This is a genomic window from Pseudomonas putida (assembly GCF_016406145.1).
In the GTDB taxonomy this organism is placed as follows: Bacteria; Pseudomonadota; Gammaproteobacteria; order Pseudomonadales; family Pseudomonadaceae; genus Aquipseudomonas; species Aquipseudomonas putida_E.
The window spans coordinates 585135-598736 of the sequence record NZ_CP066306.1; the positions used below are offsets into that span (position 1 = coordinate 585135).

The 13602-nt window shown below is 62.1% G+C and carries 12 protein-coding genes; 6 read left to right on the top strand and 6 right to left on the bottom strand.

Annotated elements, in window-relative coordinates; all coding sequences use genetic code 11:
• Window positions 1–3 precede the first annotated feature (3 nt).
• Together JET17_RS02645 and JET17_RS02650 are read left to right on the top strand one after the other, a co-directional pair.
• Complete coding sequence (locus JET17_RS02645; protein ID WP_012312469.1) at window positions 4–960, top strand: glycosyltransferase family protein; 957 nt, start codon at window positions 4–6, stop codon at window positions 958–960.
• 67 nt (window positions 961–1027) lie between these two features.
• Entirely contained in the window at window positions 1028–1801 is a 774-nt protein-coding gene (locus JET17_RS02650) for a glycosyltransferase family 2 protein (RefSeq protein ID WP_012312470.1), read from the top strand.
• A 57-nt stretch (window positions 1802–1858) separates the two neighbouring features.
• On the opposite strand, the gene JET17_RS02655 is transcribed toward JET17_RS02650, so the two are convergent.
• Entirely contained in the window at window positions 1859–2464 is a 606-nt protein-coding gene (locus JET17_RS02655) for a hypothetical protein (RefSeq protein ID WP_012312471.1), read from the bottom strand.
• A 228-nt stretch (window positions 2465–2692) separates the two neighbouring features.
• On the opposite strand from JET17_RS02655, the gene msbA reads away from it, so the two are divergent.
• Complete coding sequence (msbA, locus tag JET17_RS02660) at window positions 2693–4501, top strand: lipid A export permease/ATP-binding protein MsbA (RefSeq protein ID WP_042111867.1); 1809 nt, start codon at window positions 2693–2695, stop codon at window positions 4499–4501.
• Between the two features lie 130 nt (window positions 4502–4631).
• Window positions 4632–6053: a bifunctional D-glycero-beta-D-manno-heptose-7-phosphate kinase/D-glycero-beta-D-manno-heptose 1-phosphate adenylyltransferase HldE gene (hldE, locus tag JET17_RS02665; RefSeq protein WP_012312473.1), complete on the top strand. Its 1422-nt coding sequence runs from the start codon at window positions 4632–4634 to the stop codon at window positions 6051–6053.
• A gap of 32 nt (window positions 6054–6085) precedes the next feature.
• Here the strand turns inward: hldE and JET17_RS02670 are convergent, their stop codons facing one another.
• The 4 genes from JET17_RS02670 to JET17_RS02685 all read right to left on the bottom strand — a co-directional run bounded on the left by JET17_RS02670 (window position 6086) and on the right by JET17_RS02685 (window position 9498).
• Window positions 6086–7054, bottom strand: a complete 969-nt coding sequence (locus JET17_RS02670) for a hypothetical protein (RefSeq protein ID WP_012312474.1) — start codon at window positions 7052–7054, stop codon at window positions 6086–6088.
• 50 nt (window positions 7055–7104) lie between these two features.
• Entirely contained in the window at window positions 7105–7917 is an 813-nt protein-coding gene (locus JET17_RS02675; RefSeq protein WP_012312475.1) for an aldo/keto reductase, read from the bottom strand.
• Entirely contained in the window at window positions 7914–9089 is a 1176-nt protein-coding gene (locus JET17_RS02680; RefSeq protein ID WP_012312476.1) for an NAD(P)/FAD-dependent oxidoreductase, read from the bottom strand. The genes JET17_RS02675 and JET17_RS02680 overlap by 4 nt, the downstream gene beginning before the upstream one ends.
• A gap of 76 nt (window positions 9090–9165) precedes the next feature.
• Window positions 9166–9498 carry a DMT family transporter gene (locus tag JET17_RS02685; protein WP_012312477.1) on the bottom strand — a complete coding sequence of 111 codons (333 nt, stop codon included), beginning with the start codon at window positions 9496–9498 and terminating at the stop codon, window positions 9166–9168.
• 86 nt (window positions 9499–9584) lie between these two features.
• Here JET17_RS02685 and JET17_RS02690 point away from each other — a divergent pair, with 86 nt between their 5' ends.
• Together JET17_RS02690 and waaA are read left to right on the top strand one after the other, a co-directional pair.
• Entirely contained in the window at window positions 9585–10475 is an 891-nt protein-coding gene (locus JET17_RS02690; RefSeq protein WP_012312478.1) for a LysR family transcriptional regulator, read from the top strand.
• An 11-nt stretch (window positions 10476–10486) separates the two neighbouring features.
• The gene (waaA, locus tag JET17_RS02695) at window positions 10487–11758 is read left to right on the top strand and encodes a lipid IV(A) 3-deoxy-D-manno-octulosonic acid transferase (RefSeq protein ID WP_012312479.1); all 1272 of its coding nucleotides are present in this window, start codon (window positions 10487–10489) and stop codon (window positions 11756–11758) included.
• A gap of 85 nt (window positions 11759–11843) precedes the next feature.
• Here the strand turns inward: waaA and JET17_RS02700 are convergent, their stop codons facing one another.
• Complete coding sequence (locus JET17_RS02700; protein ID WP_012312480.1) at window positions 11844–13232, bottom strand: PLP-dependent aminotransferase family protein; 1389 nt, start codon at window positions 13230–13232, stop codon at window positions 11844–11846.
• Window positions 13233–13602: the final 370 nt, after the last annotated feature.

Sequence of the window (13602 nt, forward strand, 5' to 3'; positions counted from 1 at the left end):
GCAATGAAAGTCTTATTTCTGGTGCAGAAGGAACAGCGCGCGATCCTCGATCGCCTGTATGACGGCGTCGCGGCCAACTGTGAGTGCGACCTGCGCTGGTTGACCAGCGATGACCAGCGCAACCTGCGCCGTTATTTCAAACGTGAAGTGCAGGTCGAGCGCTACGACCGCATCGTGTTCTTCCTGCGCTTCAAGCAGGAGATACGCCAGGCGGCGTTTATCCGTACCGTGCCGAACCTGGTGATCCTCGAACATGATGCCTACCAGAACTACATCCCCTGCAAGTACACCGGCAAGTTCAGTGCGCATTACCGCAAGCTGCCGTGGGCACGGGTGATCAGTTCCGGCTACATGGTCAGTGAGCGCCTGCGTCGGGAAGGTTTCGATGCGGTGTTCGTGCCCAAGGGTTATGACGAGCGCCTGCTCACGGACCAAGGGCTTGAGCGCGATATCGAGCTGGCGTTCGTCGGCAGTACCAACAGTGTTGCCTACAGCGGGCGCAAGGCGTTGCTGGATGAACTGGGGCGGGTGGAAAACCTGGTGGTGACCCGCACCAAATCAGGCGAAGACTATTGCAATACCCTCAACCGGATCCGTTTCTTCGTCAGTGCCGATGTGGGCATGGGCGAGTACATGATCAAGAACTTCGAGGCCATGGCCTGCGGCTGCGTGCTGCTGGCGTTCGACCAGGGGGCAGAAGAAAATAGCGCTTTGGGCCTGCAGGATATGCACAACGTGGTGTTATACGACAGCATCCCGATGCTCCAGGCGAAGCTGCGCACCCTGCGCGCCGATCCGGACCTGGCGCAGCAAATTGCGGAAAATGGGCGACACCTGGCGGTTTCCCGCTTCAGTTTCGCTGAAGTTGGCCGTAGCATCGTCGACCATATGCGCCCGGCACTCAGGCCGCACCCGCCCTTGTCCGCATGGCAGAGGCTGCGGTTGACGCTGGGCATTTAATCAAAAGAGCTTTCGTGGCCAGGGAGTGTCTACGCAAAGTCTGTTGTCGCAACGCGGAGGGAGTCCGGTGCGCTTTTCAAATGATAGTGATGTCACGCTTGTCGTGACCAGCTGCGGTCGGTTCGATCTGCTCAAGGAAACCCTTGAGAGCTTCGATCGCTACAATACAGCGCCCATTCGCGAGGTCTTCATTACCGAGGACTCCGGTGACGACGCTGTTCACGGTGCCGTACCCGAGCACTGGAAACCCCACTGCACGGTGTTCGTCAACCGCCCCAAGCTTGGGCAGCTCGCGTCGATCGACCTGGCGTACAGCCATGTGAAGACGGCTTACATTTTCCATTGCGAGGACGACTGGCGCTTCTATCGCCAGGCCTTCGTCGAAGACTCCAGGGCGATCCTCGAGGTCAGTCCCGGTGTGCTGCAAGTCTGGTTGCGCAGCCACGCCCATGACTTGTCGATCCACAGCCCTTACATTCATCTGGGGGATCGCCAGGTAATTGCCGGCGTGCCGTGCTATCCATTGCACTCCGAGAAAGCCGAATGGCAGGCCTTTTCCCTGAATCCGGGCTTGCGTCGGCTGAGCGATTATCAGCGCTGTGCGCCATTTGCCGGCTATGCGGGCGAGAAGGCACTGTCGCGCCGTTACGCGGAGTTGAACCTGACAGCGGTCACCCTGGAGGGAGACGCGGTACTGCACACAGGCTTTGGCAGCCACGTTACCGTGCCTGAAGAAGTTCACCGCAAGGCCAAACGGCGTAATCGCGACAGGATCAAGCTCGCATTGACGCTGGTGATCGGTGCCTTGGCAGGCATGGGTATATCCATCTTCGTGCACTGACACTGCGCTCGGCGCAGCGCCTGGCAGGGCTTTGGTAACGGCCTGCCAGGCTGATGTTCAACGCGCCAGCAGGGCCGCTTGGAAATCGGCGAGGGGGAAGCGGTCGCCCAGTTTCTCGCGCGCGATGTAACTCACCATGTGTTGCACGTTGCGTCGAACCATACGGGCAGACAGTGGCGGGCGCAGGAAGCGCATGTCAGCAACGTCGATCAGGCCCAGGTGCTGATCGGGCGTGACCACCACATTGCCCAGGTGCAGCGAGCGGAAGTACACGCCGCTACGGTGCAACTGGCGGATCAGGGTGATCAGGCGTGGCAGGTAGATGTCCCAGCTGAAGCCTTCGTCCCGCGACATCTGCAGCAGCGTGCGCCCCGGCAAAGGCCGGTACAGCACCGCTGTTCTGCCCGGCAGGTCGAGCTTGTGCTGGCTGATCACCTCAAGCGTGGGGATACCCAGCTGCGCAAGTCGCGCAGCGTTGTCCACGAAGCGCTGGGAGTAGGGGCGCAGCAGCGCAGATGAAATCAGACGCTTGCGCCGAAAAACCTTGAGGAAGTTACCATCCTTGAGCAGGTAGACTTTGGCGCCATGGCTGTCCGCCTCCAGTATCTGGGCGCCAAGTGTCAGCTGATCGAAGTCGACCTGGGTGAGCCGAGAGCATTGCATGAGTTGAGCCTTGTCGTCTGGCGAGCAAAATGACCGGCAATAATGCCGAAAATAATCCTCCAGCACCACGCTGGTCTCTTTTGACTGACCAGTCGGGCTCATGCCGGACGAAAAAAAACGGGCGCAGGCCTTGTGGGTCGCCGGCCTGGCATGTTGTTGCCTCGCAGGCGTGCCGAAAATGACGCCTGTGGTAAAATTTCCGGTTCAACCTGAACAGCGAGCTCGATGATGGCCGAAACACCGCTACCGGCGGAGCACACCTCCAGCCTGAAGATCTACTTCCGGTTGCTGAGCTACGTGAAACCCTATATCGGCATTTTCCTGCTGAGTATTGTCGGTTTCGTGATCTTTGCCTCGACCCAGCCAATGCTGGCCGGGATCCTCAAGTACTTTGTCGATGGCCTGAGCAACCCCGAAGCGGTGTTGTTCCCCAACGTCCCCTACTTGCGCGACCTGCAATTGCTGCAGGCGGTACCGCTGCTGATCATCCTGATCGCCGCGTGGCAAGGCCTGGGTTCGTTCCTCGGCAACTACTTCCTGGCCAAGGTTTCCCTTTCCCTGGTGCATGACCTGCGTGTGGAGTTGTTTAACAAGCTGCTGGTACTGCCCAACCGCTATTTCGACAATCACAACTCCGGGCACCTGATTTCACGCATTACCTTCAACGTGACCATGGTGACGGGTGCCGCCACCGATGCAATCAAGGTGGTGATCCGTGAAGGCCTGACCGTGGTGTTCCTGTTTGCCTACCTGCTTTGGATGAACTGGCACCTGACCCTGGTAATGGTCGCCATCCTGCCGGTGATCGCGGTAATGGTCAGCGTCGCCAGCAAGAAATTCCGTAAACAGAGCAAGAAGATCCAGGTGGCCATGGGCGACGTGACCCACGTAGCTTCCGAAACCATCCAGGGCTACCGTGTGGTTCGCAGCTTCGGCGGTGAGGCTTACGAGCAGCAGCGCTTTGGCCGTGCCAGCCAGAGCAACACCGACAAACAGCTGCGCATGACCAAGACTGGCGCCCTGTACACGCCGATGCTGCAACTGGTGATCTACAGCGCCATGGCCGCGTTGATGTTCCTGGTGCTGTTCCTGCGGGGCGACTCGACCGCCGGTGATCTGGTGGCCTACATCACCGCCGCAGGCTTGCTGCCAAAGCCGATCCGCCAGCTTTCAGAGGTCAGTTCGACCATCCAGAAAGGCCTGGCCGGGGCTGAAAGCATCTTCGAGCAGCTCGACGAGCAGCCCGAGATCGACCGCGGTACGATCGAGAAGGAGCGGGTGGCAGGTCGCCTCGAAGTACGCAACCTGAGCTTCACCTACCCAGGCACCGAGCGCGAAGTGCTGAGCGACATCAGCTTTACCGCCGAGCCTGGGCAGATGATCGCGCTGGTCGGGCGCTCTGGTAGCGGCAAGTCGACCCTGGCGGCGCTGATCCCGCGCTTCTATCACCACGATCAGGGGCAGATTCTGCTCGATGGCGTGGAGATCGAAGACTACCGCCTGCGCAACCTGCGCCGGCACGTTTCGCAGGTGACCCAGCATGTGACCCTGTTCAACGACACAGTGGCCAACAACATTGCCTACGGCGACCTGGCCGGCGCGCCGCGCGCAGACATCGAAGCTGCGGCTGCCGATGCCTATGCCAAGGAGTTCGTCGACCAGTTGCCCAAGGGCTTTGACACCGACGTGGGCGAAAACGGCGTGCTGCTGTCCGGTGGCCAGCGCCAGCGCCTGGCGATTGCCAGGGCTCTGTTGAAGAACGCGCCGCTGCTGATCCTCGACGAAGCAACTTCGGCACTGGACACTGAGTCCGAGCGGCATATCCAGGCTGCTCTGGACCATGTCATGCAGGGCCGCACCACGCTGGTGATCGCGCACCGCCTGTCCACAATCGAGAAAGCCGACCAGATCCTGGTGATGGACCAGGGCCGCCTGGTGGAGCGCGGTACCCATGCCGAGCTGCTGGCGGCCAATGGCTATTATGCCCGCTTGCACGCCATGGGCCTGGAAGAGCCGGCGAAGGCCGATATCACCTGAGTTGCCCTTGATCGGGGCCGTACGGCCCCGATTGTCACCGGAATTTTCCAGGGCCCGATCTGGCCGTAAAGCCGTCGCCTACCCTGTGCTAATATCCTGCCCCTGTTCATTATTTCCATATGGGTTGCCCATGAAGTTGTCCATGCCGCGTTTCGATCAAGCCCCGGTATTGGTGGTCGGCGATGTCATGCTGGACCGCTACTGGCATGGCGGTACTTCGCGTATCTCGCCAGAAGCGCCAGTGCCGGTGGTAAAGGTCGATCAGATCGAGGATCGCCCCGGCGGCGCGGCCAACGTTGCGTTGAACATTGCCGCCCTCGGTGCCCCGGCAGCACTGATCGGTGTTACCGGCCAGGATGAGGCCGCCGACAGCTTGGCCAACAGCCTGCAGGCTGCCGGTGTACGTTCGGTGTTCCAGCGCATTGCGCACCAGCCGACCATCGTCAAGCTGCGGGTCATGAGCCGTCACCAGCAGCTGTTGCGCATCGATTTCGAAGAGCCGTTCGCCACCGACCCGCTGTCGCTGGGCGCCGAAGTCGAGAGCCTGCTCGAGGGTGTCAAGGTGCTGGTGTTGTCCGACTACGGCAAAGGCGCACTGAAAAATCATCAGAGCCTGATCCAGGCCGCACGTGCCAAGGGTATACCGGTACTGGCCGACCCCAAGGGCAAGGACTTCTCCATCTACCGCGGTGCCAGCCTGATCACGCCGAACCTCAGCGAGTTCGAGACCATCGTTGGCCGCTGCGCCGATGAGGCCGAGCTGGTCGCCAAGGGCCTGCAGCTGTTGCTGGACCTTGACCTGGGCGCATTGCTGGTGACCCGTGGCGAGCACGGCATGACCCTGCTGCGCACCGGCCAGCCGGCGCTGCACCTGCCGGCCCGTGCCCGCGAAGTATTCGATGTGACCGGCGCTGGCGATACCGTGATTTCCACCCTGGCTGCCGCCATCGCGGCCGGTGAAGACTTGCCCCACGCGGTCGGCCTGGCCAACCTGGCGGCTGGCATCGTGGTCGGCAAACTGGGTACTGCAGCGATCAGTGCACCTGAGCTGCGTCGCGCGATTCAGCGCGAGGAAGGTTCCGAACGTGGCGTGCTTGGCCTGGAGCAACTGCTGCTGGCCATCGACGATGCGCGTGCGCACAACGAGAAGATCGTATTCACCAATGGTTGTTTCGACATCCTGCATGCAGGGCATGTGACGTACCTCGAGCAGGCGCGTGCCCAGGGTGATCGTCTTATCGTCGCGGTCAACGACGATGCTTCGGTAAGCCGCCTGAAGGGCCCTGGCCGCCCGATCAACAGTGTCGATCGGCGCATGGCCGTGCTGGCTGGGCTGGGCGCGGTGGACTGGGTCATCAGCTTCCCTGAAGGTACGCCGGAGAATCTGCTGAGCCAGGTGAAACCGGATGTGCTGGTCAAGGGCGGTGACTACGGTATCGACCAGGTGGTGGGTGCCGATATCGTCAAGGGCTACGGCGGCACCGTGAAGGTGTTGGGGTTGGTCGAGAACAGTTCGACTACCGCGATAGTCGAAAAAATCCGCAAGAACTGATGTGCCCGGGGCCGCAAGGCGGCCCCGGATATTCATTTGCTCAGCGAGGTGCGCGCGCGCTCCAGCAGTGCCCGCGCCTTGTCGCCAAAGCGTCGCAGGTGTGAAGCCTTTGCTGCTTTGCTCTCCACCAGCCCCTGCTGCCTTACCCAATCCTTCCAGCGTATCCGCTCGTCCGCGACCACCCACCCGTCCTGCCGGGCAAAGCTCTCCGCCAGGTACAGCCCGCGGGTACTGGCCGGCACCAGTTCATCTTTCTTCAACGTATACAGCTCGGCCAGTGGCTGACCATCCTGCACCGGCATCAGGTACAGGTCAGGCCGTTTACGGTTGAGCCGCGCGACCAGCTGGTCACCCTCCAAGCGTTCATCGACATGGAACAGGCTCAGCTTTTTCGCGTCCTTGGGTACTTGCAGGCGCATGTCGTAGATCAGTTGCAGCGATGCCGTAGGCAGGTGCACATACGCCCGTGGGCGCTCCAGCAACATCAGGTTGGCGCAATACACCGACCGGGCGGCACCCGATTCCGGCGTCAGGACGAACGGCAGCGCCTCCCGGTAGTGCAGGGCGGCAGCGTAAGGTGCAGGTAGCCAGGTGTCGTTGAAGCGACCTCCCAGCCAGCCTTCCGGCGTTTCCAGCAGGCACTCTTCCGCCACTTCCTGGACCGCGGTGTGCAGCGGCAGGTTAAGTTCTTGAGCCGGTACATACCCTGAAATCAATTTAAGCACCACGTCGCCCCGGTCCTGGCGGCGCTGGCGCACCAGTACCCAGTAGTCGCGGTTCTGCCAGTGCAGGGTCAGGCGTACCGAAACGCCGAGGTTGGCCAGCTCTGCCACGAAACGCTGGTTATCGGGCAGCTCGATGGCCCGGCGCCGTTGTTGCGTCTGGGCAAAGTTCAGTGGCATGCCGATGCTCTGATAAACCAGGCTCTCGGGGGTGGCTTCGACATGCAGTGGCAGTGTTTTGAAGTTGCTCGGGTTCTTGCGGATCAGCGTACGCGGCACGAGGCTCCTCCTTGCGTCGGGTCAGTGTCCAGGCCCGGGGTGGGGACAACTCAATGCTGGCCCAGGATGCGGGCGACGGTGGCCACGTTGTGGGCCAGGTGCAACGGGTTGATGGTGCCGACGATAGCACTGCTGACGCCAGGGTGGGCGAACAGCAGTTCGAAGCTGGCGTGTACCGGGTCGACACCAGGTGCAAGGCAGACATGCCCACTGGCCAAGGCCTTCTTCACCAGAATGGCTTTGCCGTGTTCGGCAGCGTAGTCCAGTACCGGTCGTTCTGCCTGCTCGTTGAGATTGAAGGTGACCATGGCACAGTCGCCTTGCTCGAGAGCTTTCAGTCCGCCGGCGACTGTTTTGCCCGACAGGCCGTAGCCGAGAATCTTGCCCTCTTGCTTGAGGGCTGCGAGGGTCTGGTAGACCTCTTGCTGCTCGAGAATCTCCAGGTCGTTGCCATCGGAGTGCACCAGCACCAGTTCGATGCGGTCGGTTTCCAACCGGCGAAGGCTGCGTTCGACCGAAAGACGGGTGTGGGCTGCACTGAAGTCGAAGCGCGACTGGCCGTTTTCGAACTCTTCTCCAACCTTGCTGACGATCACCCATTCATCGCGCTGGCCGCGCAGCAGCGGCCCCAGACGCTCTTCGCTGCAGCCATAGGCCGGTGCCGTGTCGATCAGGTTGATACCCAGTTCGCGCGCCTGGGCCAGCAGCAGGCGCGCTTCGTCATCGCCGGGAATCGTGAACCCGGTGGGGTACTTCACGCCTTGGTCGCGGCCAAGTTTGACCGTGCCCAGGCCCAGGGGTGACACCTTGAAGCCTGTGCTGCCCAGCGAGCGGTGGAAGTCGTGCAGGGTCGGCAGGGTCATGGCAGCAGTTGCTCCCAGGCAGGCACGCCGAGTGGCGGGCGTGGCAGCCCTGCAAGCTCGGCTTGGGCGCTTGGGCGGATGCCGTCACGTTCCAGGCTGGCCAGCACACGGTCACTGAAGTCGGGCGCCAGGGCAAGTTTGGTAGGCCAGCCCACCAGTAGGCGCTGCTGGTCGGCGAGGAACGCGTTGTCGGGCCGCACCAGGCCCGATTGTGCAGGTTCTGCGCGGTCGACTCGCAGCGTGGCCCAGCGGACCAGGCGTTGATCGACCCACGGCAAGAGCTGGCTGACCTCCTTCTGGGCTGCGGCAATCTGCGCCTGCGTGTCGCGCGCTACGCCATCGGCTTCAGCCAGGTCGCCGCCCAGGTACCAGACCCATTGGCCGTCGGCTGCAGGGTGGGTGGTGATTGTGACGCGCGGCTTGGGGCCGCCGCCCAGGCAGTGGGCATACAGTGGTTTGAGGTTAGGGCCTTTGGCCATGACCATATGCAGCGGCCGTGTTTGCATGGCCGGTTGCTCAAGGCCCAAGGCGTGAAGCAGGCCCTCGGTGCCCGCGCCAGCACTGAGCACGATGCGCTGGGCACGGATTTCACGGCCGTCCACGCGCAGGCCAACCAGTAATTCACCTTCATGCAGGGGCTCGATGTGCTCACCGGCGAGCAAGGAGTCGCCAGCCAGTTCAGCCAGGTTGGCCAGCAGGCTGGGGACATCGATCACCAGTTCGGCCAAGCGATACACCTTGCCTTTGAAGGCGCGGTCCTGCAGCGCAGGAGGCAATTGATCCCCCTTGACCTGGTCAACCCGGCCGCGCACGGCCTTGCTGGCGAAGAAGCTGGTGAGGTTGCCGGCCAGGGTGCCGGGCGACCACAGGTAGTGGGCGTCGGAAAGCAGGCGGGTGCGGCTCAGGTCCAGTTCGCCGCTGCCGGCCACGGCTTCGCGCCAGCGCCGTGGCATGTCGGCGATGGCTTCCGAGGCGCCCGTCAACGCACCGTGCAGGGCGTACTTGGTACCGCCATGGATGATGCCCTGGGACTTGATGGTCTGTTCGCCGCCAAGGCTGGCGCGCTCCACCAGCACTGTCGAATAACCCAGGCGGCGCAGGCGGGCATTGAGCCACAGGCCTGCGACCCCGGCGCCGACGATGAGCACGTCAGTGGAAATGGCGGATGGCATGGCGGTACCTCGAAGTCTGGGACAGCTGGCAAGTATACAGGCTATGCCTGGATTGGCTCATCGCCGACGGGCCCCATCAATGCCCGGCAGTCTTGGAGAACAACTGGATCACCACCACGCCGCCAACGATCATCGCCATCCCCAGCATCGCCGGCACATCGAGTTTCTGCCCATAGATGACCAGCGCCGCCACGCTGATCAGCACGATCCCCAGCCCCGACCAGACCGCATAGGCGATGCCTACCGGAATGGTGCGCACCACCAGCGTCAGCATCCAGAATGCGATGCCATAGCCGACCACCATCAGCAGCAGTGGCAATGGCGTGCTCAGGCCTTTCACGGCTTTCATGGAGGCTGTGGCGATGACTTCGGCGACTATGGCGATGGCGAGGCAGGTGTAGGCGTTCATGGTTCGTTCCTCCGGTTCTGGACGGGCATTCTAGTGTGTCCCAGGATGCGGTAAAGTCATTACCTATCGCCCCGGGAGATAGGTTGATGGCCGATCAGTGGAACCTTGAGCAGCTGCGTACCTTCGTGCGCGTCGTCGAACTGCGCTCGTTTTCTGCCGTCGCCCGTGAGCAGCGCAAAGCGCAGTCAGCCGTCAGCAATGCCATTGCAATGCTCGAAGCGGACCTCGGCGTCACTTTGTTCGAGCGCAGCAGCGGCCGCCAGCCCAGGCTGACCGAAAACGGTACCGCGCTATTGGCGGATGCCCGCGAGCTGCTGCGCCAGTGCGAACGGCTCGATGGCCGCGCTCTGGCCCTGATGCGTGGCCAGGAAGCCTTGTTGCGGGTGGCGCAGGATGAAGCCATGCCTTATCAACCTGTGATCGACAGCCTCGACGAACTGGCCATTCATTACCCTTTTCTGGAAGTGCAACTGGCCAGCGGAGCCCAAGGTGACGTAGCGCGCAAGCTGGTGGAGCGACGTGCCGACCTGGGTTTGTTTTTCCACCATGAAAGCATGCCTGCCTCACTGGAGCGGCGTGCCCTGGGTAGCGTAGAGATGGTCACGGTGTGCGCGGTGGATCATCCATTGGCATGTGAAAGCCGCGTCACACGCCAGCAGCTGGCACGCTACCGCCAGTTGCTGATCGCTCCGCAGCAAAGTGGCTATCCCGGTGGCGAAGCGATCAGCCCGCAGGTATGGCGCGCTGACAGTTTCTACGCCATGGCCGAGCTGCTGATGCGTGGGCTGGGCTGGGCGTGGCTGCCACGCCATGTGGTGCAATACCCGACCTACCAGGCGCACATGGTTGAGCTGGCCAGCGAATGGCGGCCACCGGCCCTGGTCGTCGAACTGGCCTGGCGCCGTGACGAACCGCTGGGGCCCGCCGCGCAATGGCTGGCCGAGCGCTTTGCGGTGCACTTGCGCGCGATCGGGTAAACTTCGCCGCCATGAACAGAACTCTCTATACCCTGTTGTTCCACCTGGGCCTGCCGCTGGTCGCGCTGCGCCTTTACCTGCGTGCCCGCAAGGCCCCGGCCTACGGCCAGCGTATCGGCGAACGTTTCGCCCGCAACCTGCCGGCGATGCGCCAAGGTGGCATCTGGGTACATGCCGTATCGGTAGGTGAAAGCATTGCCGCGGCGCCCATGGTGCGAGCTTTGCTCAAGGCCTACCCGGACCTGCCGGTCACGCTCACCTGCATGACGCCCACCGGCTCAGAGCGCATTCGCGCGCTGTTCGCCGATGAACCACGCATCCAGCATTGCTACCTGCCTTATGACCTGCCGTGGGCGGCGGGGCGTTTTCTCGACCATGTGCGCCCGCGGCTGGGCATCATCATGGAAACCGAGCTGTGGCCCAACCATATTCACCAATGCGCCAAGCGTGGCATTCCGGTTGCGCTGGCCAATGCTCGGTTGTCCGAGCGTTCCGCCCGTGGCTATGCGCGTTTTGCCAGTCTGACCCGGCCGATGCTCGCCGAGATGAACCTGATTGCGGTGCAGACCGAAACCGAGGCGCAACGCTTCCGCGACTTGGGTGCGCGTCCTGAGTGCGTGCAGGTCACAGGTTCGATCAAGTTCGACCTGAAGGTCGATGACCAGCTTTTGCCGCGTGCCAGGGCACTGCGTGAACAGTGGGGCGCCAGCGGGAGGCCGGTGTGGATTGCGGCCAGTACCCATGAGGGTGAGGACGCGCTGATCCTGCAGGCTCATCAGCAGTTGCTGCAGGTGCATGGCGACGCGCTGCTGATCCTGGTGCCGCGCCACCCCGAGCGTTTCGATGCAGTGCATGCCTTGTGCAGCGGGCAGTTCGCTACCGTGCGCCGTTCTGCCGGTGCGGCGGTCGATGGCCAGACCCGCGTGCTGCTCGGCGATACCATGGGCGAGCTGCTGTTCCTCTACGCACTGGCCGACATCGCCTTCGTCGGCGGCAGCCTGGTCGCCACTGGCGGCCACAACCCACTGGAGCCGGCAGCGCTGGCGCTGCCGGTGATCATGGGGCCGCATGTGTTCAACTTCCTCGAAATCAGCGCGATGTTGCGTGATGCCGGGGCGTTGCAGCAGGTGGACGATGCCCAAGGGTTGGCAGAGGCAGTGCGGCAGTTGATCGAGTTGCCGCAGGATGCCCAGCGCATGGGTGAGGCGGGCAGGGCGGTGATGCAGGCCAATCAGGGGGCCTTGCAGCGGTTGCTGGATGGGCTGGGGCGGTTGATCCGCTGAGCCGCATTTAGTGTTCATGAGGGCGCTACGCCCACAGGGCAGGGCGCTCAGACGGTTCGTGAGCACCCTGCGGCCTTCTTCATTTCTAGTAGAAAAGCCGCGGCTCGGATGAGTCCAGCAAGCTGGCAAGTTTGGTCAGGGCAAAGCTCAGCTCGGCACGGCTTGGCGTCATTAGGGCGATGCGCACTCCACAGCTGGCTGGGCTGCGCTCAGGCAGGAACTGGCTCCCACTGACCACGGTTACGCCATTGTTGCGCGCCAGGTTGGCGAATTCATCGCTGGTCCATGGCTCAGGCAGTTCCAGCCAGATATGGAAGCTGTTGGGCTGGCTACGCACCTTGTACCTGCCAAGGATTTCCTGGGCCATCAACTGGCGTGCGGCGGCTTCTTCCTGCTGCACCCGCACCAAATGCTCGGCCATACCGCTGTTGATCAGGTTGCTGGCCAGTTGAGCCATCAGCGGGGAAGGCATCCAGACGCTGCTGCGCACCATAGACGACAACCGCGACAGCGTTTGTGGCGGCGCGTAAAGGTAGCCGATACGTAGCGCCGGTAGCACGCTCTTGGACAGGCTGGTCAGGTACACCGAGCGCTCAGGTGCATAGGCGGCCAAGGGCTTGTAGTCAGGCGCCGGTTCGAGGAAGCCGTAGATATCGTCATCCACGATGAACAGGTCGAACTCGCGGGCAATTTGGGCGATAGCTTCGCGACGCGCGTGCGGCATTACCGAGTTGGTCGGGTTCTGGTGAGTGGTCACACATACCAGCAGCGAAGGGCGGTGCTCCACGCAGGCAGCCCGCAAGGCCTCGGGAATCAGGCCGTGCTCGTCCATGGCTACCCCGCGCAAGCGGCGGCCCATGCTGTGGGCAAGGGAAATGATGCCGGGGTAGCAGAGTGCCTCGCACAGAATCACATCATCGCTCTTCGACAGGCTGCTGATGGCCACCAACAGGCCATGCTGGGCGCCGGAGGTCAGCACCACCTGTTGCGAGCGAGCTTCGGGCAACCAGCGCTGAATCCATGTGGCGCCGGCCTGCTTGTGCGTCGCATGGCCGCCGTCGGTAACGTAGTCGAGCACTTGGTCAAGGTCGGGGGATGCAGCCAGCTCGGTAATTGCTCCGCGCAGCCAGTCGGCCATGTGCGCATCGTTGGGCTTGATGATCGAAAGGTCGATCTGGCCGCTTTCATGCTTGAGCGGTGCGGGCCGCGAGAATGCGGTGGGGGTAGGCGCCGGTCGTTGCTGCAGGACGAAAGTGCCGCGGCCGACCTCGCCAACCACCAGGCCCCGCTTGGCCGCTTCGTCATAGGCTCGGCCAATGGTGCCAGGCGTCACGTGCAATGACTCGGCAAGATCCTTGAGTGTTGGCAAGCGGTCGCCCGGCGCCAGCCGGCCGTTGCCTATGTCCTGCTCAAGAGCATCGGCGATCATCAGGTAGACCGGCTGCGCCAGGTCGCTGTAGTGAGGAACCCACATGGAAATGGCACCAGAATCTTCAAGAACGCGGAAGCCTAGCACGAAAGGCAAGATCGGAGTAATCGCGTTTTTGATGTGTAAATTGCCTCTATTGATATGACTGCAGTGCTTATGGCCGTAGGTAGTCGGTACACGTCGGGAGCACAAGCGAAAGCGCGTTCAATTCGCGTAACGAGGAAATCTTTTGAAATCAATAAGTTGATTGTCTCGATTCAATGGTGATGGCAATCGGCCAATGAAATAAATTGAATCGATTCTATTTTTGTAATTACAATAATTGAGTCGATGCAATGTGGTGATGCCGGGACCGGCATCTCTCGTTCGTATCGCTCAGCTGTGAACGGTTTCAAAAAAAGACAATGACTGCCGC